General features: G+C 60.6%; 15 protein-coding genes and 1 tRNA gene. 10 read left to right on the forward strand and 6 right to left on the reverse strand.

The window, feature by feature from the left end:
- The first annotated feature begins 184 nt into the window (after positions 1–184).
- The 4 genes from MN188_RS10950 (at position 185) to MN188_RS10965 (ending at position 3,435) form a co-directional block, all read left to right on the forward strand.
- Entirely contained in the window at positions 185–1,024 is an 840-nt protein-coding gene (locus tag MN188_RS10950) for a hypothetical protein (RefSeq protein ID WP_242109087.1), read from the forward strand.
- Between the two features lie 47 nt (positions 1,025–1,071).
- Positions 1,072–2,067 (forward strand): endonuclease/exonuclease/phosphatase family protein, encoded by a 996-nt coding sequence (locus tag MN188_RS10955; protein ID WP_242109487.1) that lies wholly within the window; start codon positions 1,072–1,074, stop codon positions 2,065–2,067.
- Between the two features lie 60 nt (positions 2,068–2,127).
- Positions 2,128–3,234: a 3-isopropylmalate dehydrogenase gene (gene leuB / locus MN188_RS10960; RefSeq protein WP_242109088.1), complete on the forward strand. Its 1,107-nt coding sequence runs from the start codon at positions 2,128–2,130 to the stop codon at positions 3,232–3,234.
- A gap of 124 nt (positions 3,235–3,358) precedes the next feature.
- Positions 3,359–3,435 (forward strand) — tRNA-Pro (locus MN188_RS10965).
- Between the two features lie 290 nt (positions 3,436–3,725).
- Here MN188_RS10965 and MN188_RS10970 read toward each other — a convergent pair.
- Positions 3,726–6,416 carry a DUF3131 domain-containing protein gene (locus MN188_RS10970; RefSeq protein ID WP_242109089.1) on the reverse strand — a complete coding sequence of 897 codons (2,691 nt, stop codon included), beginning with the start codon at positions 6,414–6,416 and terminating at the stop codon, positions 3,726–3,728.
- 165 nt (positions 6,417–6,581) lie between these two features.
- Here MN188_RS10970 and MN188_RS10975 point away from each other — a divergent pair, with 165 nt between their 5' ends.
- Positions 6,582–10,070 (forward strand): trifunctional glycoside hydrolase family 18/polysaccharide deacetylase/glycosyltransferase family 2 protein, encoded by a 3,489-nt coding sequence (locus tag MN188_RS10975; protein WP_242109090.1) that lies wholly within the window; start codon positions 6,582–6,584, stop codon positions 10,068–10,070.
- A gap of 131 nt (positions 10,071–10,201) precedes the next feature.
- Here the strand turns inward: MN188_RS10975 and MN188_RS10980 are convergent, their stop codons facing one another.
- Positions 10,202–10,672 carry a hypothetical protein gene (locus tag MN188_RS10980; protein ID WP_242109091.1) on the reverse strand — a complete coding sequence of 157 codons (471 nt, stop codon included), beginning with the start codon at positions 10,670–10,672 and terminating at the stop codon, positions 10,202–10,204.
- 781 nt (positions 10,673–11,453) lie between these two features.
- Here MN188_RS10980 and MN188_RS10985 point away from each other — a divergent pair.
- The 5 genes from MN188_RS10985 (at position 11,454) to MN188_RS11005 (ending at position 16,525) form a co-directional block, all read left to right on the forward strand.
- Positions 11,454–12,596 carry an alpha-hydroxy acid oxidase gene (locus MN188_RS10985; RefSeq protein ID WP_275116183.1) on the forward strand — a complete coding sequence of 381 codons (1,143 nt, stop codon included), beginning with the start codon at positions 11,454–11,456 and terminating at the stop codon, positions 12,594–12,596.
- Between the two features lie 101 nt (positions 12,597–12,697).
- A complete protein-coding gene (locus MN188_RS10990) occupies positions 12,698–13,561 on the forward strand; it encodes an FAD binding domain-containing protein (RefSeq protein ID WP_242109092.1) in 864 nt (287 codons plus the stop codon).
- A complete protein-coding gene (locus tag MN188_RS10995) occupies positions 13,558–14,037 on the forward strand; it encodes a (2Fe-2S)-binding protein (RefSeq protein WP_242109093.1) in 480 nt (159 codons plus the stop codon). Before MN188_RS10990 ends, MN188_RS10995 begins: the two co-directional genes overlap by 4 nt.
- A complete protein-coding gene (locus tag MN188_RS11000) occupies positions 14,037–16,280 on the forward strand; it encodes a xanthine dehydrogenase family protein molybdopterin-binding subunit (protein WP_242109094.1) in 2,244 nt (747 codons plus the stop codon). The genes MN188_RS10995 and MN188_RS11000 overlap by 1 nt, the downstream gene beginning before the upstream one ends.
- Positions 16,280–16,525, forward strand: coding sequence for a MoaD/ThiS family protein (locus MN188_RS11005; protein WP_242109095.1), 246 nt, complete (start codon positions 16,280–16,282; stop codon positions 16,523–16,525). Before MN188_RS11000 ends, MN188_RS11005 begins: the two co-directional genes overlap by 1 nt.
- On the opposite strand, the gene MN188_RS11010 is transcribed toward MN188_RS11005, so the two are convergent.
- Genes MN188_RS11010 through MN188_RS11025 form a run of 4 tightly spaced genes read right to left on the reverse strand, consistent with a single transcriptional unit; the run spans position 16,522 to position 22,275 of the window.
- On the reverse strand, positions 16,522–18,501 hold the full coding sequence (locus MN188_RS11010; protein WP_242109096.1) for an oxidoreductase: 1,980 nt from the start codon (positions 18,499–18,501) through the stop codon (positions 16,522–16,524). The genes MN188_RS11005 and MN188_RS11010 overlap by 4 nt on opposite strands.
- A complete protein-coding gene (locus MN188_RS11015; protein WP_242109098.1) occupies positions 18,498–19,220 on the reverse strand; it encodes an NAD(P)-binding domain-containing protein in 723 nt (240 codons plus the stop codon). The genes MN188_RS11010 and MN188_RS11015 overlap by 4 nt, the downstream gene beginning before the upstream one ends.
- Positions 19,217–20,233 (reverse strand): trans-3-hydroxy-L-proline dehydratase, encoded by a 1,017-nt coding sequence (locus tag MN188_RS11020; RefSeq protein WP_242109101.1) that lies wholly within the window; start codon positions 20,231–20,233, stop codon positions 19,217–19,219. The genes MN188_RS11015 and MN188_RS11020 overlap by 4 nt, the downstream gene beginning before the upstream one ends.
- Positions 20,233–22,275, reverse strand: a complete 2,043-nt coding sequence (locus MN188_RS11025) for an NADH:flavin oxidoreductase (protein WP_242109102.1) — start codon at positions 22,273–22,275, stop codon at positions 20,233–20,235. The genes MN188_RS11020 and MN188_RS11025 overlap by 1 nt, the downstream gene beginning before the upstream one ends.
- Positions 22,276–22,286 lie beyond the last annotated feature (11 nt).

Here is a 22,286-nt window from a genome sequence, read left to right on the forward strand (position 1 = left end):
AAGCACCAGTCCCCCCTCATTCCCGTCCAAAATATTTACAAAAGTTAACCAACAACTTGCGGTGGGGCATGAATATGGGCAAGAACAAGGCAATAATGAGGCAACCCGTCACAATTGATGGGGTCAGCGAGGAACAAGGGTACGGCACCGCATCGTACCCGTCCGAGGTTGAGGGTATAGGGCTGTGTATTCACATCTAACCGGCGCCATTGTGCGCGCAATTCTGATGGTGATCCTGATCGCCACCCCGTCACTTCTGGTGCCCGGCACCGGGGCTGATACGGCACAAATCGTGGCACTTGTGTCGATCTTCGTCGCCGCGCTGACGCTGTTCGAATACGCTTCGACCTATCCGGGGCTGGTCGAATTTCGTGACGCACCGCCGTTCAACCGGATCCGTTTCCTCAGCCTGTTCACGACCATCCTGCTGCTGTCCGTCATCGCGCGCGGCGAGACGATGCCGACCACGGGCACGCAATTTGTCGGCGCCATCGGCACACTGATCGGCCAGGCGATGGACTTTCCCTACAGCCCCGTGCGCCTTTTGGTGCTAATGCTGCCGGAAAACGCGGACCTTGGCGACATGGTCGCGCTACGCACCTCAGCTGGCATTTCTTATCTCATCTCGCTGCTGTCGCTCGCGTTCTTCGTGATGTCGCTGCGCCTGATGGGGTGGCCGTCGCAATTCGGCGCCTTCAACGTCTGGGTCAACCTGCCCACCTTCGACCCCACTGCCGGTGGGGACGTGGTCGAGCGATTGGAACGCGACGCGCGTATCAACATCGCGCTGGGGTTTTTGTTGCCTTTCGTGACACCGGCCGTGGTCAAGGCCGCCGGAACCCTGTTCGGTTCGGTTTCTATCAGCAACCCGCAAACCATGATCTGGACGGTGGCCGCATGGGCATTCCTTCCCGCCAGCCTGTTCATGCGCGGCATCGCCATGGGGCGCATTGCCACGATGATCAGCGACCAACGCCGCCGCAACTTGGACGCGGCAAAAGAGAACGGACTACTGCCCGCCTGAGTGCGGCGCTGGCCTGTCTCCTGGCTCTGCCCGCCTGGGCCGAGCCGATCCGTGTCGCAACCTTCAACACCGAATTGTCGCGTAAAGGCCCCGGCCTTCTGCTTCGTGACCTCACCCAAGGCAGGGCCGAGGATATCACCGAGGTTCTGGCGGTCATCACAACCGTGCGCCCCGACATCCTGCACCTGATGGACATCGACCATGACCTGGGCGGCTTTGCGCTGTTTGCGCTGCAAGAGGCGCTGCGCGACGCCGGTCTGGACTATCCCCACGCCTTTTCCGCACGCCCCAATGCGGGCGTTGAAACCGGGCTGGATATGGATGGGAACGGTGAGCTGGGCGAAGCCCGCGACGCGCAGGGCTATGGGCGTTATACCGGCCAGGGCGGCATGGCGATCCTGTCGCGCTTCCCGTTGGGCGAGGTGCGCGATTTCACCGATTTCCTGTGGGCGGACCTGCCCGGCGCGATCCCCCCGCTTGTCGGCGCACAGCCCTTTCCCAGCCCTGAGGCCTTCGCCATCCAGCGCCTGCCGTCCGTCAATCACTGGGATGTCGAGGTGCTGACCCCGGATGGCCCGCTGCACCTTCTGGCCTTCCACGCCACCACGCCGGTCTACGACGGCGACGAGGACCGCAACGGGCGGCGCAACCACGATGAGATCAGCTTTTGGGCGCGGTATCTGGACGGCGACCTGCCGATGCCGCCGCCCGCTGCACCCGTCGTCATCCTGGGCGGTGCCAGCCTTGACCCCGAAGATGGCGAAGGACGCCACGATGCGATCCGCGCCCTGCTGCGCGATCCACGCCTGCAAGACCCGCGCCCAGCCAGCGACGGCGCACGACAGGCAGCCAATTCCGCACATACCGGCGACGCGGCGCTGGACACGGTCGACTACAACGATCCCCGCCCCGGCAACCTGCGGGTGGATTATGTTCTGCCCTCCGCGCAACTGTCCGTGATCGACGCAGGCACGCACTGGCCGGTGGGCCAGGTCGCACAAACCCGCCATCACATGGTCTGGGTCGACGTCACCGTCCCTTGACCCCGCCCCAAGCGCGCTTTACCCAACGGCGAACCGTTTTTTCCGCAAAGGATCGCCCAGATGAGCAACCCCTCCCTCCTTATCCTCGCCGGTGACGGCATCGGCCCGGAAGTCATGGCCGAGGTGCAGAAGATCATCACCTGGTACGGCGACAAACGTGACCTGCAATTCGACGTGTCCGAAGGCCTGGTTGGCGGCGCATCCTATGATGCGCATGGCACGCCCCTGACGGACGAAACGATGGAAGCGGCTCAGAATGTCGACGCCGTTCTGCTGGGCGCCGTGGGTGGCCCGAAATACGACGTGCTGGATTTCAGTGTGAAACCCGAGCGCGGGTTGCTGCGCCTGCGCAAGGAAATGGACCTGTTTTCGAACCTGCGCCCGGCGCAATGCTTCGACGCGCTGGCCGACTTCTCGTCGCTGAAGAAAGACGTGGTTGCCGGGCTCGACATCATGATCGTGCGCGAACTGACCTCGGGCATTTACTTCGGTGAGCCGCGCGGCATCATCGAAGAGGGCAACGAGCGCGTTGGCATCAACACGCAGCGGTACACCGAAAGCGAAATCGCCCGCGTTGCGCGCTCGGCGTTTGAGCTGGCCCGTAAGCGCGGCAACAAAGTCTGTTCGATGGAGAAGGCCAACGTGATGGAGTCGGGCATCCTGTGGCGCGACGTGGTGACCGAAATCCACGAGGCCGAATACTCGGATGTCGAACTGTCGCACATGTATGCCGACGCCGGCGCGATGCAGCTGTGCCGCTGGCCCAAGCAGTTCGACGTGATCGTCACCGACAACCTGTTCGGCGATCTGTTGTCGGATGCCGCTGCGATGCTGACCGGTTCGCTGGGCATGCTGCCCTCGGCCAGCCTGGGCGCCCCGATGGCCAATGGCCGCCCGAAAGCGCTGTATGAGCCCGTGCACGGCTCGGCGCCGGATATCGCTGGCGAAGGCAAGGCCAACCCCTGCGCCTGCATCCTGAGCTTTGCGATGGCGTTGCGCTATTCCTTCGATCAGGGCACCGAGGCCGACCGGCTGGAAGCGGCCGTGGAAAAGGTGCTGGCCGATGGCGTGCGTACCGCAGACCTGTTGAACGACGAAGGCGTAACACCCGCCTCGACCTCCGACATGGGCAACGCGGTGATCGCGGCGCTGGACGCCAGCCTGTAAGCAACCCACAACGTTGAAACGGCCCGCGCGACCCGCGGGCCGTTTTCTTTTGCGCCCCTCGCCCTCTGCCTGAAAGATTGCTCTTGCCAGCAGGGTCAGATGAGGCTATCCCGCCCGCCACGGTCGGGCTGTAGCGCAGCCTGGTAGCGCACCTGCTTCGGGAGCAGGGGGTCGGAGGTTCGAATCCTCTCAGCCCGACCAGATCCACCAGAAATTAGTGAGTGACGCCCCACCCCGGACCGACCGGGCGGCGGCGCCCTGTTTTAGCAAATGCCCCCGAAATCCACCGATTTCGTGTCCTTTGTGGTGAGTGCAATTTCTGCGCTGCTCGGAGTGCTGACGATGAAGCTGGTTGGAATCTTGGACTGCGGCGCCGGTGAGGCTGGCAACAGTTTGCAACGCAATACTTCCGCTACCTGAAAGCCTTACCCTCATTCGCCCCTCTCACCACACTTATCATGTTCTGGATATGGGTTGTGAGCCCAGGGCGGCTATCTCTCCGAATTCCATTCCGCGCAAGGTTTTCCACCGTTCAGTCGATACGCAATCGCCTCCAATATGACGCTGTTCGTATTGATGTCGCTATAGACCTGGTCTGATGTGCCAGTGACCGAGAAGACCCCCGGACTGAAGCCCAACGGACCAGCCTTTGCTTTTTCGCGCACACGGGCAATCAGCAGGTCGCTGTACTCGCCTGGTCGATGAGCGCTCCACAGGAACGCCGCCTTGCTATTCAGCATATCGATTGCCCGGATGAAACCCTTCGTCTTGAAGCGTGGGGAAGGATCGAGCGTTTCAAATGTCCAATGATCCTGATCTTCCCCTATCTGGTATCCTTGGTACACGAACCAAGGTTCGCGGTTTACCGGCCCTTCTGAAACGCAGACCAGTTTGCCGGTTGAAAGGTATTCTTCGACCTGCGCGGCGAAGAGTGCATCCGAGGCAACGCTCGCCAAATCGGAAGCACCTAACTCTACGGCTTCGAGAAGATGGGGTTCTGTCCCGATCGGGCCAAACTCGGCCACTTCATGAAGGACATCGACACCTTGGTCGAACGCAGAACCGGGCTTCGGATCCGAATAGGGTGATGAAACCGGATATCCCCAAAGCCCAAAGGCCCGTGCGATGTACCCCGCATAGTTTGAACGATAGGACGATACCAGGCGACTACCGCGCACAGTCAAAGGAACTCCATCCCGGATGGTTTCGTTTAGATCCCAGCCGTCCAGAATGCCATCAATCCCGAGATCCGTTTTGGCGTATTTCTTAAGAAGATGCAGCGAAACCAGCAGCCTTGCCGTATCGCTGGCATTGTATTTGTCATCGCCGTAAGCTGCCCCGTCGGTGGATGTCAGGCCCTTTGGGAGTCGCAGACCATTGAAAACACCTGTCGCCAAGCCCCCAAGAACCGCCTCTATCCGTGTGGAAAACTCCGCATCGCTCAAAAGGCCAATGCTATGTGCGCTCAAGATGGCAAGCACCAGCGAACCGTTGTCCCACATTGTGCTGAATTCATAGGCGAAAGTCGCATCATTCTCGAGCCAGGCCGTCGCAGGCACCAAACCGGTATCAGGGTTCGTCAAGCGCTCGATAAACGACCAAGCCGATTTGGCGTCGTCGATCAAGAGGCCGCGCTTTGCGGCATTCATTTCGTCCGTGTCCTGCCGGGCCGGCCAGCGCCGCGCAGCCCGCAGGAGCCTCGCCTGTTCGCTCTTGACGGTTACGGTCGCAAGATGCTGCCCCATGTCGAGAAGGTTGAATTGACCGGACTTTCCAATTCCGACAAGTGCCTCCACCAGAGCACTTGCGTCGTCTGGCTTGCTAAATCCCTTTTGCGGAACCAGCAGCACGACGTCTTCACTGGGCGAGGCGGCCAGCTCTATTCGTTCGCGAAGTATTTGGGTTGATAGCCCAGGAAACGGTCCGTCAAGCACCAGGGAAGTGTTCAACCGCAACGCCCCGCACTCGTCGAAACCTGAAAACTGCTCGCCACCGTTCGACAAGCTGAGCACGATTTCAAATCCTGCATGTGCACAGGTGTTGGCAGACGAGTCGTATTCATCGTCCGTCGCTGCACAGGTTACTGGCCCAACGGTGTTGTTTGTCGCGTCTTTCGCGAAGTTTTCAAAGGCGAGCTTCCTCGCCTGTTGCCACTTGCCTTCGTCCGCCTCTGAAACCTGAATGCACTTGTGCGTCTCTTGCCCGTTTGTCTCTTCGGTCACCTCATCGGGCGCCTGACTCTCGATTTCGAATGCCCGCCTGACCTCGGTGAATGGCACCCCCGCAGCAGTTAGCTTTGTTCCGAGCTCTTCCTCCGAGGCGTCAACACCGTCAGATTGGATGCAAAGTACCAGATGGCGCGGGAACACGTCTCCTGATCTGAACCTCAACTCTGACGGCAGGATGAAATAGTTACGGCTGGAGATCAGGTATCGGCGAAAAGCATCTCCGAGGATAGCGCCTTGGTTGAACAGTTCGCCCTCACCTTGCAGGTCATTTCCGGGGAACTTGGCGGCAAAAACGGCCGTCCCCTCACTGGATGTCGCCGTGGTGAAAATTCCAGCTATTTCCTCACTGGTCGGTAATGGCGGCAAACGCCATCCTCCGTTGATCTGCTGAGTGCCATCGCTGTTTCGCCAGATCTCGGGCGTCTCCCCTTCCTCGGGAAGCAAAAAGGTATTCAGAACGCCCGCTGAACGCAGCCCTTCTATGGTTGGAACCTGTCCGCTTGGAAGCCCGGAAACAATCGTATGTGGAACGATCCCCAGCGATTCCTGACCCGCGGCCGCCACGAGAGATCGCCTGAACCTATTGCGCGCCTCGCTCGCTGATCGCATGCGCAGGTATGGTGTAAGAGTGGCGATATCCGGCAGTTCAAGAGCCAAATCAACCAAGCCCGGATATTCGGTGGTCATCGTAAAAAGAAACCGCATCAAATCGACGTTTCGATCTGCCTTTTCTTGTTCTTCTCGGTCGAATTTAACGGTGATGCTTATCGGAACGTTCTGGGAAATGATCGGATCAAGGAACGCGAAAAGATCGGACGGCGAGGTGTCCGGGGTAACGCCGTTGATAAACAGGATGCACGGGAACGTACTAGCCGCGTGTGCCGGTCGCCAGGACGGAGAGATCGCGGCCGCACCGCTGATAAAAGCCCGTGAAAGGAATGTACGGCGATCCATCATCTATCCTCTGCTAGGAAACTGGCACAATATCACCCGCCTCGACCACCAAACCAGATCGCTACACTGCGTCGATATGCGTCCGAAATTGTATTTTGTCAGCGCTCCGACTGTGCCATAATAATTTGAAAAATCAACATGTAAGAACCTTGCGGGAACGGCGAGATGCGGGTGACCAAGCATGAAAAAAATGCAAAAAAAACCGAAGGAAAATCGTCGATCAAACCGATTTTCTTCGACCCGACGTCGCACCGTCTTGTATTCTTAACCTTATTCTCGGGTATCTTCCTGATCTTGGTGTTGGTCTGGTTTTTCCTGTTTATTTCACACCTTTATAACGCGGAACTCCCGGATATTTCCGCAGAAACCACGTCAGCGAGCAGTGAGGGCGCACCAGCCGATGCTCCTCATCTCCCGAGTCGCTGGACAGATGAACCGGCGACGACTTCGCCAACGGCTCCGGGTTCAAATGAAATGCCGGATGTTGCCAGCGACGATACGTCGCCCAATGGAGAAGTCGCAGCGCATCGTGTCTTTCCGAACACCACGGTACACGCATTCATTCCCGCTTGGTCAATTGCCGGTTTGGCTGAAACGCGCGCGAACTTCGCCGCAGTCGACGTCCTGCTGCCGGAATGGTTTTCGATCAGTCCCAGTTCCGACGACCTGGTAAGTCTCCAGTCACCCCATCGTGAAAAGCTGCGAGAGCTTTGGCTACAGGACCGTTTCCGCGTCGAACTTTTTCCCGTCGCAAGGGTCGAATTCAGCAAAGGCGATGAAAGCGCGCCGTGGCTGACCTCCGCACAACGACGAATGGAACTTATCAAGGCAGCATCTTCTCTCGTCCTTGAGGAGGCATTCGATGGCCTTTGCTTCGACTTCGCCGGAGCGGCGCCAAAGGAAACCGAAGCGATCGCCGCTTTTTCCCTGGAGTTGAAGAACGCGTTCGAAAGCGTGGGAAAGGAAAGCTGCATCATCTCGGCAATCGACAGCGCGCTTTTCGAGCACTCGAAGATCGCCGATATGGCCCACCGGTTTATCGGTCTCGCCTTCCAGGAGCCCGGACCGTTCAGCGGACCCACACCCCTTGCAGCGCAGCACTGGTACGAAGACAATCTGAATGAAATTCTGTCCAGGCTCCCGGCGGAAAAACTGGTCATCGCGCTTGGCAGCTTTGGCATGGATTGGATCAGTGGACAGCCCAACCCCGAATACCTGAACTTTTTCGACATCACCGAGGCGGTCGCCCTAAACAACGGCTCCATCGAAATGGACCGCACCAGCCTGAACTCTCGCGCGTCCTTTCTGGATGACCGGAGGCGGAGGCACCAGGTCTGGTTTCTGGACGCTCTGAGCGCCCATAATCAATTGACCCGCGCGCCGCTTGATCGGATCGGCGGGGTGGCGATTTGGCCGGTCACCGGAACTGATCCCGGGTTCTGGGAACTCCTTTCCCCGGCACTCCCGTCCTTGAACACCACCCAGAACCTGCTGCCGACAATCAGTCCGGCCGCTCACGTCAAATACACCGGGAAAGGTCCTCTGCTCACGGTTCAAAACACGGCAGTTCCGGGGCGACGGGTTCTGACGACTGATCCGGAAAGCGGCTTGATCATCGACGCGAATTATCTGGAACTTCCCCGCGCTTTCACGGTCGCCTTGAATGGAGCGTTGCCGAGCAACACCGTCGTTCTTACGTTCGACGACGGGCCGAGCAAGGAATACACGCCGCAGATCCTGGATATCCTGAAGGAATATGACGTTCCGGCGGTGTTCTTTGTCGTCGGGTCCCGTGTTCTGAAATCCCCTGATATTGCCCGACGCATCGTCGAAGATGGGCATGAACTGGGCGTCCATACCTACTCCCACCCCAACATTGCCAAAATATCCGACTTGCGCCTCAAGTTGGAGCTTCATGCTTCTCAGGAGCTTATCGAAAGCGTTACGGGAACAAACACCCACCTGTTCCGCGCTCCTTATGGGTTTGATGAAAACCCTGAGACGCCCAAAGAGGCCGGGGTTCTCAACCTGCTGACCAACGAGAGGTATGTCGTGGTTGGAATTGAGATCGACTCGACAGACTGGACCCGGCCGGGCGCCGAAAAAATTGCAGAGACTGTTACGAGTCTCGTGCAGTCAGGACAGGGCAACGTGGTCCTGCTTCATGATGCAGGAGGAGACCGGGAACAGACGATCCTGGCCTTGCCGAAGATCATTGAGGCTTTGCGGGAAATGGGCATTTCATTTGTTCCCTTGTCCAGCATCACCGAGCAAAACGGTGGCTTTCAACCGGGCACGGGGGCGCAGGACCAAGACCAGATCAGCACCTACTCTTTCTGGGTAATCCGATCCTTGGAGAACGCCTTGACTGCGGCGTTCTTTTTCCTGATCACCGTCGGCATTGCCCGGTCGCTAACGGTTCTGGTGCTGGCGCTCATTAAGGAAAAACGCCCACACAAAAGCGGCGACGCGGTATTGCCCGTCACCGTTTTGATTCCGGCGTTTTGCGAAGAAGCCGTCATCGTCAAGTCCGTGACATCGGTGCTTCAGTCGACCTATCCGATTGACGAGGTGGTCGTCATTGATGACGGCTCTACTGACGAAACCGCCAAGGTCGTGCGTGACCATTTCGGGTCCGATCCGCGCGTCCGTCTGATCCAGCAGGACAACCAGGGAAAGGCAGAAGCCCTGAACGCAGGAATACGTTCGATTGATACGCCAGTGTTTGTCGCCATCGACGCCGATACCCTCATTGCACCCGAGGCGATTGGCCTGTTGGTTAGGCATTTCAACGATGAAACGGTCGGGGCCGTGGCAGGCAATGTAAAAGTCGGGAACCGCCAGAATGCCCTGACACGTCTTCAGGCCATCGAATACATCACGGCGCAAAATCTGGACCGTCGGGCTTTTGAAGTTCTCAACGGAATCATGGTTGTTCCCGGTTCGATCGGAGCCTGGCGCACACAGGCGGTGCGGGAAAGCGGCGGCTACACGACCCAGACTCTCGTCGAAGACGCCGACTTGACGGTATCCATTGTCCGACGCGGGCTCAGGGTCGTCTTTGAACCCAAGGCACACGCCTTTACCGAAGCACCCGAGACAATCCCGCAATGGATGCGGCAGAGGCTGCGCTGGCACTTCGGGATGTTGCAGATCGCATGGAAGCACAAGTCTGCTTTCTTCGAGCGCCGCGCAATGGGAATGATCTCGATCCCGGACCTGGTTTTACATGGGGCGGTATTTTCGCTTTTCGCACCAATTGCGGACATCGTCATGGTCGTCAATTTGTTTGCCCTGTTTGAGAGTTTCACGGCTTCCCCTCAGGTATCGGCGCAATCTTCTCATGCGATTGTCGCAGGTGCCTATATTGCCTACCTGCTCTCAGATTTCGTGCTGGCGACGATTGCCTTCAGTCTTGAGCCGACCGAAAGCAAGCGGCTTTTGCCTTGGGTGCTGACCCAGAGATTTTTCTATCGGCAGATCTATTGGATGGTGGCCCTGCGGTCGATCGCTCGGGTAGCCACCGGGCGCTTTACCGGCTGGCGAAAAATCACAAGGACCTCATCGGTCAAAAGCGCGAACACGCTGGGCCTTTCAAGAGACCAGGCCAGGATCGTCTCGACCAACAAGGTCGCACCTAAGCCCCCAAACTAGATGTCATGTGATGTGTGCGCGGGCATCGGCCCACTAAACCCGGTTCGCAGGGCGCGCGTTGGATGGTGGCCTTAGACGCCTCTTCAGAAGCAGGTTGCCGAAAGGTCGACAACCTGCTTCTGCCGCGCTCATCAACTGCAGAGCTGAAACTGAACCGCACCTGAACCTGAGCCGAACCGCCGCATCGTGTATTTCTCGATGTCGATCAGATATCCATCACCACCCAGGTTGTTGGTGCAACAGCCGTTACAATCAGAATCCGAGCACAGATCGAGCACCTGGACATCGATCTCCCGCGAACCCTGGCGCAGCCGCAGAGTCTTTCCCCCGAACTTGCGCCAATGCTTTTCATGCACAGCTGCGATATTCGAACGCGCCACCCAGCTTTCGGATTTCTTGCCCCGAACACCATAGAACTGACCGGCCCATTTGCAGCCGTTATACTTGACGCATTCCGTGCTTCCCGGGTCGGGGTAGCTTTCGTAATTGGTCAGCCGCGCGGTCTGCCATTCACCTTCGCAGGCCTTCTCGGCCATCGCCGCGGGCGCGACAAAAAAGAGTGTAAGGAACAAAACTCGCTTGATTACCTTTAGCATTGCCATGCTGCTCTCCTCATTCCGGGATTCGTTTCCGTTTCCCTCAATCCGTTTCGCTGGGATGGTGGGGTCCCTGATCGTATTTTGGAATTCTTCGATCGCTCTTTTTTGGGTTTTCCTGTTTACCCTTTTCCGTTCAGGGTGGTCAGAATATCGGCCAAGCCTGACGTCAGGGCAAAAGATGAAATCCTGAAGTTGTGAGTACCGCTCACTCGCCCTGAATATCCATTCATGTTCTGCGTCTCCTCCAGGGTGCTCACGGGACAACCGGTGGTTTTGCACCTAAACGATATTCATGAATCTGGTTATTATTGTGTTCATTTGATGGATTCCATGTGCGATTGCAGCCTCAGCAGAAATCCGCCCAGCGTGCCCTCGACGAAAACACATGCCCCTCTGCGCTGGATCTAGCTCAAACCGCATATCTCACCGCAAACAGGACGTACAAAGAATGTCCGCCGCAAGATGTCAGTAGATCGAAGTCCGCACGACGGCTCTTCGTTCACAACGCAGCGCCCGGCCGACGCCAACTTGAAGCAAATCAGTGTGAAACCTTCCTGGGAAAAACACCCCGTGCCGCTTTCAAATCTATCGGAAAACAAGCGGATTAACGGGCGAACAAGGCGTGCAATCAAGCAAAGTTGTGAGTTTTCAGGAGCGATGGTAAAGCTTCTGTTCTAGCAAAGCTCGCGCCGCATCATCGACATGATTTGGAGCACCCACTGTACAACGCTTGGATTACTCATATCCGATGCCGTTGAACGGGTTCACGACCAGAGGGACCAACATGGCCATTGACCGTGACCTGACCCACCCGGCGATTTCGGACCTGCGCCACAGCGCGAAGCAGCGGCTTCCAGGTTTTGCCTTTGAATACCTCGACAGCGGCACCGGGCGTGAACTGGGCGTGGCGCGCAATCGGCAAGCGCTGGACGACATCTTGTTTCTGCCTGCGATCCTGCATGGCAACCTTGTCCCGGACCTGCGTTGCAAGTTTCTAGGCCAAGATTTCGACTTACCGATCGGAATTGCCCCCGTGGGTATGTCGGGGATGATCTGGGCGGGTGCCGAGACTCTGCTGGCCAAGGGCGCGGTCTCAGCCAACATCCCCTATTGCCAATCCACCGTCGCCGCCGAAGGGCCCGAGGAGGTCGGGCCGCATGTCGGCCAGAACGGCTGGTTCCAGCATTACCCGGTGAACAGCGCCGACATCCGGCGTGACATGTTGAAACGCATTCGCGCGGCAGGATTCACAAAATTGGTTATGACCGTGGATGTGCCAGGCGAAAGCCGGCGTGAGCGTCAGCGCCGCGCCCATGTGGCCATGCCTCCGAAACTAACCGCCAAGGTCGCCTGGCAGGTCCTGACCCACCCCGCCTGGGCGCTGGCAATGGCCCGTGTCGGCGCCCCGCGCATGCCCTTCCCCGAAAGCTATGTCGAGGCATCGGGCAGCGACGCTTTCGTGCACGCGGGTCGGGTGATCCGTGGCTGGCCCGACTGGGACTACCTTCAGGCTCTGCGCGACGACTGGCAGGGCGACCTGATCGTGAAGGGTGTGCAAGACCCCGATGACGCCCGCCGGATGGCCGCGCTGGGGGTGAACGCCGTCTGGGTGTCGAACCACGCCGGGCGCCAGTTCGAAGCTGGCCCCGCCGCGATCCACCGCCTGCCACTGATCCGCGAGGCTGTCGGCGCCGATCTGCCGCTGATCTATGACAGCGGAGTCGAAAGCGGTCTGGACATCATGCGCGCCATCGCCCTGGGTGCCGACATGGTGTTTCTGGGCAAGGCGTTTCATTTCGCTCTGGCGGCCCTGGGCGCCAAGGGCATTGCCCACCTGTTGCATATCCTGCGCGCCGACATGGTCGCGAACATGTCGCAGATCGGCGCCGCCCGACTGGACGACCTGCCCGCGCGCCTGCTGCCCTGAAACGTTCCCGTATCGGATTTCTCAACTCGACATTTCCAATACGTCAGGTAGGGTCAGGGCTTCCCCGGCATTGACCGGGTCGGGCTGTGCAGGGAGGCACCATGAAATATCATACTCCGGCGACATTCGAGGACGCCGTGGGCATCGCCGCAAACGCCACGGGCGTAACGCGGTTTCTGGCGGGTGGCACCGATGTTCTGGTGCAGCTGCGCGCCGATATCGTGACCCCGGATGACCTGATCGACGTGAAACACATCCCCGGCGTGCGCGACATGACGCAAAACCCGGACGGCAGCTGGACAATCGGCGTGGCCGTTGCTGGCGCCGAAATGACGGAAAACCCCGCCTTGATCGCCGACTGGCCCGGCGTGGTCGAAGGCATGGACCTGATCGGATCAACCCAGGTGCAGGGCCGCGCCACACTGACCGGCAACCTGTGCAACGGATCGCCCGCAGGGGACGCAGTGCCCGGCATGATCGCCGCAGGCGCCAGCGTGTCCGTGACCGGACCTGATGGCAGCCGCGAGGTCGCGGTGGAAGACATTCCCACCGGACCCGGCCGCACTTCGCTTGCCAAAGGCGAGATGGTGACCGCCGTGCACCTGCCCGCCCGTGGGCAGAACGGCGGCGATGCTTACCTGCGCTTCATTCCGCGCACGGAAATGGACATTGCCGTGGTCGGCTGTGCTGTGAACCTGCGTGTTGACGGGGACACGATCACCGAGGCGCGCGTGGCCCTGGGCGCTGTCGCCCCCACCGCGCGTCTGGTCGAAGACGCCGCCACGGCGCTCATAGGCTCCAAGCTGGACGACGCTGCGTTGGAGGCTTTGGCCGCAGCAGCGTCCGCCGCCTGCAACCCGATTGACGACAAACGCGGCACGATTGAATTCCGCACCCACGTGGCCGGGGTTCTGGCCCAGCGGGCCGCCAAGATCGCTTATGCCCGCGCACGAGGTGAAAAATGACACAAGTACATGTGACAACGACAGTAAACGGCGACGAGGTCGAGTTTCTGGCCGATCCGCGCGAAACGCTGCTGGATTGCCTGCGCGACAAGGTCGGTATGACCGGTGCCAAGGAAGGCTGCGGCACCGGCGATTGCGGCGCGTGCTCGGTCACGCTGGATGGCCGCCTGGTCTGTTCCTGCCTGGTGCTGGGGGTCGAAGCCGAAGGCAAAGACATCGGCACGATCGAAGGTATGGCGGATGGCGACGACCTGCACCCGCTGCAGGCAAAGTTCATCGAATACGCCGCGCTTCAGTGTGGCATCTGCACGCCAGGCATCCTGGTCGCGACCGAAGCCTTGTTGAAGAAGAGCCCGGATCCGTCCGAGGAAGAAGTCCGGTACTGGCTGGCGGGCAACCTGTGCCGCTGCACCGGCTATGACAAGATTATCCGCGCCGTTCTGGACACCGCGCGTGACCTGCGGGAGGGCGTATAATGGCTTTGGATAGCAAAACCGAATTCAAGTATATCGGCACCCGGCCCGACCGCCCCGACGGGATGGACAAGGTCACCGGCAAAGCGCGTTATGGCGCCGATGCCTATGCGCCCGGCATGTTGCACGGCGCGGTGGTGCGCAGCCCGCATGCCCACGCCAAAATCGTGAAGATCGACGCGTCGAAGGCGCTGGCGATGAAGGGCGTGAAAGCGGTCGTGACCCGCGCCGATTTCGCCACCGATCTGGAAGGCGAAGACTGGGATCTGCTGGAAAACACCATCGCCGGTGAAAAAACGCTTTATGACGGGCACGCAGTGGCCGCCGTGGCCGCGACATCGGCGCTGATCGCCAAGGACGCCGCCAAGCTGGTCGAGGTCGAATACGAGATCCTGCCCTGCGTCACCGATGTTGATGCGGCGATGGCCGACGGCGCGCCGGTGATTCGCGACGGTGCCGCCGACCATTCGGTGCCCGAAGGCCTGCACCCCAACGTGGTGCGCTATACCGAATTCGGACGCGGCGACGTCGAGGCAGGCTTTGCCGCGGCTGATCTGGTCGTCGAGCGCGACTTCAAGACCGAGGCCGTGCACCAGGGCTATATCGAACCGCATGCCTGCCTGGCCAACCTGGGCGCAGACGGCAAGGGTGAGCTGTGGTGCTGCACCCAAGGCCACTGGTTCGTGCGGCGCATGTGCACAGCACTTCTGGGCTTGGAAACCACGCAGCTGCGCGTGACCGCGTCGGAAATCGGCGGCGGTTTTGGTGGCAAGACCACGGTGTTCATCGACCCAATCGCGCTGGCCCTAAGCCGCGCGGCCGGTAAGCCGGTAAAGCTGGTGATGAGCCGTTCGGAGGTTTTGAAAGCCTCTGGCCCCACCTCGTCGGCTTCGATGAACGTGAAGATGGGCATGACCAAGGACGGCAAACTAACCGCCGCCACGGCCGTGTTCCGGATGCAAGGCGGGGCCTTCCCCGGCGCGCCGATGGACATGACCACGATGCTGGCCTTCAGCTGCTATGACCTCGACAACGTGCATCACGAAGGTTTCGACGTGATGACGAACCGCCCGAAACAGGCCGCCTATCGCGCGCCCGGCGCGCCGATGGGCGCGTTCGCGGTGGAAAGCGTGATGGACGAGCTGTGCCAGGGGCTGGGGCTGGACCCGATCGACGCGCGGCTGACCAACGCCGTGAAGGAAGGAACGAAATCCTCCTTCGGTCCGCGTTACAAGGCCGTGGGTCTGATCGAAACCCTGGAAGCTGCCAAGGCGCATCCGCATTATTCCGCGCCGCTTGCGGAAAACACCGGGCGCGGCATCGCATCCGGGTATTGGATGAACTGGGGCGGCGAAACCTCGACGTCGTTGGCGATTGGGGAAGACGGCACGGTGCAGGTTGGGGTTGGAACCCCGGACATCGGCGGCTCACGCGCCTCGATGGCGCTGATGGCGGCTGAAACCCTGGGCATCCCCTATGAAAACGTGCGCGTCGACGTGGTCGACACCGCGTCGCTGGGCGTGAACGAACCCTCGCACGGGTCGCGCGCGACCTATGCTTCCGGGCTGGCGGTAATCGAAAGCGCGCGCGAGGCGATCACCAAGCTCAGCAAACGCGCCGCCGACAAGTGGGGCATTGATGCCGAAGCGGTCGAATGGCGCGACGGCGCGGCGCATCCTTCCGGGCCGAACGCGGGCGATTTCACCCCGCTGTCCATCGCGGACATCGCCGGAGAGATGGGCTCGACCGGCGGGCCGATCACCGGTCACCACGACGCCAGCCCCACGGGATTTGGCGGCAGCTTCGGTACCCATATCGTCGATGTGCACGTGGACCCGGACACCGGAAAATCGACTGTCGTGCGCTATACCGTCGTTCAAGACGCAGGCAAGGCGATCCACCCGTCCTATGTCGAAGGGCAGTTCCAGGGCGGTGCCGCGCAAGGCATCGGCTGGGCGCTGAACGAGGAATACATCTATGACGACGATGGTCGCCTGCAAAACGACGTGTTCCTGGATTACCGCATCCCGGTGGCTAGCGACCTGCCGATGATCGACACGGTGATCGTCGAAGTGCCGAACCCCGGCCACCCCTATGGTGTGCGCGGTGTGGGCGAAACGGGCATTACCCCGCCCCTGCCCGCCGTTGCTTGTGCAATCAGCCATGCCATCGGCCACCGCATGACCCGCTTGCCTATATCCCCGCCTCGCGTGTTGCGCGCAATCCAGGGCAAAGGCATCAGCTGATGGTCGAAGTGAACCTCTGGTCCGGCCTGCGCCGGTTTGCCGATGGGCAGGAGGCGGTCGAGGTCGAAGCCAAGACCGTCGCCGAGGTTCTTCAAAAACTGGTCGAGGCCCACCCGGGCCTTGACCCCGTCATCAAGGCGGGCGTGTCCGTGGCCGTGGACGGCGAAATCGTCCAGCGCGCGCTCAACCATCCGGTGCAGCCGGACAGCGAAGTGTTCCTTCTTCAGCAGTTTCGGGGCGGTTAGACCTCCAACCCCGCCTTGCGCCCTTCGAAAATCGCCGCCGCGGCGTTACGCGGCGCGTTCGCGTCCCCGATCAGTATTGGCGCAATCCCCGCCGCTGCAAGCTCCTGCGCCAGGGTTGTATCCACCACGTTTCCGGTCGCCAGCACCAGGGACCCGGCTTCGATCACCCGGCTGGTCCCGTCCAGAAGCGACGTGACCTCGGCCCCCTCCGGCCCCCAACGCGTAATCACGCTTTCGGTCACAAAGCGCACGCCCAGCTGCGCCAACGTCTGCCGCGCCGGGGCATCGGTGGCCGAGCGGTGCAAGTCCTGCGCAACACAGGCGTCCGGCGTGACGATGGTCACGCGCCGGCCGTCCTCAGCCATCGCCCAAGCGGTGCCGACACCGCGCCATGACCCGCCTTCATCCAGCACGATCACATCATCGGAAAGGCGCGCGGCACGCCCCATCACATCCTCACTTGAAAATACCTCTCCGGACGCGATGCCAGGCAGATCTGGCACATGCGGCAACGCCTTCTGAAACCCGTTTTCCGGTGGAATAGAACCTGTTGCGAGCATCACCACATCCGCATTCATCGTCGCGATGTCCTCTGCCTCCAGATAGGCATTATAGCGCACCTCGACACCCAATTGCGCCAACTGGCGACCATACCAGTCGATCAGATCCGTGATCTGCGCCCGGCGTGGTTGCAGCCCGGCCAGGCGAAACTGCCCGCCCAAGGCCGGCCCGGCCTCGCTTAAGGTCACGCGATGCCCGCGCTCAGCGGCGACCCGCGCGGCCTCAAGTCCGGCAGGACCAGCACCGACGATCAGGACGCGTTTGGGCGCATCAGTTAGGATGAACCGATCGCCACCCCACGCATGTTCACGACCCACCGACGGGTTGATCAGGCAGGAAATCCAGTAGTCCCGGCCACGCCGTCCCCAGCATTGCTGGTTGCAGGACAGACAGCCTCGAATGTCCGTTTCGCGCCGGGTTAGAGCCTTATTCACCCACTGCGGGTCCGCAATCTGCCCGCGCACGATCGACACCAGGTCTGCCTCATCCGCCCCCAGCACGGTGTTGGCGTTCTCTGGCGTGCGCACATGGCCTTCGACCGTGACCAAAGCGTGCTGCACGACGGATTTCAGTCGGGTGGACAGGTCCACACCCAGCTTTTCGCCATACTGGAACGACGGAATGATCTTGTAGAAGTCGAAGTAGCTGCCGGTGCCGCAGGTGACATAGTCCATCAGCCGCTCCGCATCATGCAGCGCGACGATCTCAGAGGTATCTTCGCGGCTCAAAGCAGCCTCGATGTCCGGTTCGTCATTCACGGACAACCCGATGATGAACTCCGGGCCACATGCGGCTCTAATCCGCCTTAAAACCTCACGCGAGAGCCTTGTTCGGTTCTCAAGACTGCCGCCCCATTCGTCCGTGCGCTGGTTGGAAAACGGCGTCCAGAATTGGTCCAGCAGGCAGTGATAGGCCGCCCAGACCTCGACCCCGTCGAACCCCGCCTTCTGACATCGTAGGGCTGCCTGAACGAACCCCTCAATCGTCTCTTCGATCTCCTCCCCAGTCATCTCATGACTGCCGTCATAATCGTGATAGCTGGGCCCGCCGGACGGCGACCAGTTCGCGTGCCAGGAATTGTCCCAATCGCCATGTGCGCCAACATGATACAGTTGTTGGATCATCACCGTGCCATGTTCGTGACAGGCGTCCGTGATGCGGCGGAAATGCGGGATCACATCGTCGCTGGCGTGCCGGAAATTCCCGCGCGTCAGGATCGCTGCGGCGTGGACCGGCATCGGTTCAACCACGATCATCGCCGCACCACCCATGGCGCGTTCGCGGTAATAGGCGAGGTGCTGGTCACCGGGAAGGCCCTCAACCGCCATGTTGGTCGTATGCGCCCCGAAAACAATACGGTTTTTCAGGGTCTTGTGCCGAAGTTCAACCGGGCTCGCGATGTGTTTGAAACTCATGTCTGTTCCAGTTCGTCCAACCCTTCCAGCAGAAGAGCATAAGCTGCCTCAAGGCGCACGCGCAGGCGTTGGTTGTATCCCCCCGGCGTGTCCAGCGCGGTAAGGGTGTCCGCCAAAGGCGCGGCCTTCATCGAGTTTGCCACCAATGTGGTCAGGAAAGCCTCGGCCAGGTCGGCATCCCCGGTTCGCTTGGTCAGCCAGTCGGTGGCGGTCGCGACCAGCGTCAAAGCTGGGGACAGGGTGGCCTGCGCCGCCAGGAATGGGGACATCTGCGAGGGGTCATCAACGTCAACGACCATGTTGCGCGCGCCGACCAGGGCCGTGACCACGGGGGACGGCGGGCAGACAAGAACCGGTGAACCGCCCGTTGCGATAACCGGGAAAGGGATCATCGTGGCCTGTGCGTCAGCGGGCGCCACAAGTTTTGCCACATGGGACAAGGGCATATCGCCCATCAATGAGATCACGATGTGGCTAGAACGAAAGGTCAGCGGCGTCAGCGCAGCGTCAGCCTGCGTCCCGGTGGTGCCGATCAGGATCACATCCGAGCGGTCTAAAACAGCCTGATTGGCTGCAATAGAGACGTTTTCAAAGGTCTCATTCAGGATTTTCGCACGACCTGTGGACCGCTCTGAAATTGTGATCACATGGCCATCGGGCGCAATGCCCCGCACCACCGCGCTGGCAATCGTGCCAGTTCCGATCACGCCGATCTTCATGACGCGCCCCAGGTATCTGAAAGCCTGTAGCCGCCCGGCCAGGGATCATCCGGGTCCAGCATGTGTTGATGCGTGCCGGTGATCCAGGCGCGGCCCGATATCTCGGGAATGATGGCAGGCGTGCCGTTCAGATCCTGCGCGGCCACGATGCGGCAGGTAAATTGCCCGTCGATGATCGAACGGGTAGAGATCTCATCCCCCACGACCATCCCCCCCTTGGCCGCCAGAACCGCAACGCGCGCCGACGCCCCTGTGCCACAGGGCGAGCGGTCGATTTTGCCCGGCTTGATCGCGACCGCAGACCGGGTTTCGCCATCCACCACAGGGGTCACGAAGTTGCAAAAGCTTATATGTGTCCAGTTGGGGTTGGTTGGATGTGAAAAGCCAAGCTGTTCGTTGGCCGCGTCCACAATCCGCACCCCAAGCCGCGCGATATCGCCGGCTTCGTCCGGGGCGATGGAAAAGCCCAGCGCCGGGGCGTCAACCAGAACGAAACTGTCGCCGCCAAAGGCAGTGTCGACAGTGATCGCACCCAGCCCTTCAACCTCCAGCGTCGCATCCAGATGTTGCGCGAACGAGGGCAGGTTCTGAACGGAAATCCGCTTGGCCTTGCCGTTCTCGCACTCAGCGCGCACTCGGACCAAGCCGCCGGGCGCCTCTAGCGTCAGTTCGGTCACCGGTTCGACCATCGGCACGATCCCGGTGTCCAAAAGCACCGTCGAGACGCAGATCGAGTTCGAGCCTGACATCGGCGGCGTGTCCTCGGGCTCCATGATGATCCAGGCGGCGTCGGCATCCGGGTGTTTCGGCGGCACCAACAGGTTCACGTGGCGAAACACCCCGCCGCGCGGTTCGTTCAGGACGAAGTTGCGCAAGGTTTCATCCTGCGCGATCCAGGCACGTTGGTCCCACAACGTGTCACCGGGCGGGGGTGCAACTCCACCTGTGATCACATCGCCGACCTCGCCCTCGGCATGGGCCGATACGACGTGGATGACCTTGGTGCTGCGCATCAGATGTCCTTCATCAATCGCAGCGCATCATAGATCGCGGCGTGCGTGTTGCGGGCAGAGACAGCATCGCCAATGCGAAACAGCTGAAACGCGCCGTCGGGGTTGGACTTGATCGTCTGCGGGCGGCCCTCGATCAACGCGTTATAATCCACCGCCCCGCCGTTTGAAGACACGTCTTTCAAGGCGAAATAGAGACTATCCATTGGCAAAGTGCCGTAGTTCACCACGACCTGATCATAGTCCGCCTGATGCGTGTGGTCAGAGTAATCCGTGCCGATCGTCGCGGTCAGTTTGTTGCCGGATTTGGCCACGTCCAGAAGGCGGCGGGTGACAGTGAAGGTCACGTCCTTGTCCTGAAGCGTGCGCATGTAGGGCACCAGGTTCATCGCCATGATGTCCGGGGCGAACACGCGATCAGGTGTCATCACCTCGACCTTGGAGCCGGCTTGCGCGACGATCTCGGCGGCTTGCAGTGCCGGGTGGTCGCCGCTTTCGTCATAGATCAACACGTTCTGCGCGGGCTTCACATCACCCGAGATGATATCCCAGGCCGTGACCACGTTCTGCGCCTCGTCGCCCTCGAACAGCTCGGTATTGGGCAGGCCCCCGGTGGCGATGATCACCACGTCGGGGGTCAGCGCGGTCACGTCGCCCGCCTCGGCCCAGCTGTTGAAGTGGAAGGTCACGTCACGCGCCGCGCATTGCGCCATGCGCCAGTCGATGATCGAGATCATTTCCCGCCGCCGAGGCGATTGCGCAGTCAGACGAACCTGACCACCGGGGTCAGGTTGGGCTTCGAACACAGTCACGTCATGGCCGCGTTCAGCCGCAATGCGCGCGGCTTCCAGCCCGGCGGGTCCGGCACCGACGATCACGACCTTCTTGCGCTCTTCCGCAGGCGCGATGTCGTGCGGCATGGTCAGTTCACGCCCCGTCGCCGCGTTGTGCATGCACAGCGCGTCACCGGCCTGATAGATCCGGTCCAAACAGTAAGTTGCCCCAACGCAGGGTCGGATATCCTCTTCCCGCCCCTCGACGATCTTGCGCACGATATGCGGGTCGGCCATGTGCGCGCGGGTCATGCCGACCATGTCCAACAGCCCCTCGGCCACCGCATGGCGCGCGGTTGCCACATCGGGGATCTTGGCAGCATGGAACGTCGGCATCCCGGTTGCTTTCTTCACTTCGCCCGCGAAATCCAGATGCGGCGCGTTCGCCATGCCCTGAACCGGGATCACGTCCGTCATGGCCGGGTCAGTGTGGATACGCCCACGGATCACATTCAGGAAATCCACCTGCCCCGTCGCGGCCAGACGTTTGGATATCTCGATACCGTCCTCGGCGGAGATCCCGCCCTTCTGCGCCTCGTCCGCTGTGTAGCGAAGACCGACGATGAACTCGGATCCGACGCGTTTGCGGATCGCCTCAAGCACGTCCATCGGGAACCGCAGGCGGTTTTCCAGCGTGTCAGCCCCATATGGGCCAACCAGATCATTGGTGAGGGGTGACCAGAACTGGTCCAGCAGGTGGCCATACACTTGCAATTCGATCCCGTCCATACCACCTGCCTTCATACGCTCGGCAGCATCGGCAAAGTCAGAGATGATCCGCACGATATCCCAGTCTTCGATCAGCTTTGGAAACGCCCGGTGCGCCGGTTCGCGGTGCTTTGACGACGACACGGAAGGCAACCAGTTGCCTTTGTTCCACGTGGTGCGTCGCCCCAAATGGGTCAGCTGGATCATCGTCGCGCAGCCATGTTCGTGGCAGGCGTCGGTCAGGTTCTGGATCCACGGCACCACCTCATCACGATAGGCCAGGATGTTGTTGAACACCGGGGGGCTGTCCTTCGATACGGCGGCGGACCCGGCGGTCATGGCAAGGGCAACGCCGGCCTTGGCGCGCTCGGCGTGGTAGGCCGCATAGCGCTCTTTCGGCATGCCGTCTTCGGGATAAGCCGGTTCGTGACTGGTCGTCATGATCCGGTTCTTCAACGTCAGGTGCTTCAATTGAAACGGTTGCAGCAGGGGGTCTTTGGACATGGTCATGATCC

The organism is Aliiroseovarius subalbicans, from assembly GCF_022678625.1.
GTDB classification, from domain to species: Bacteria; Pseudomonadota; Alphaproteobacteria; order Rhodobacterales; family Rhodobacteraceae; genus Aliiroseovarius_A; species Aliiroseovarius_A subalbicans.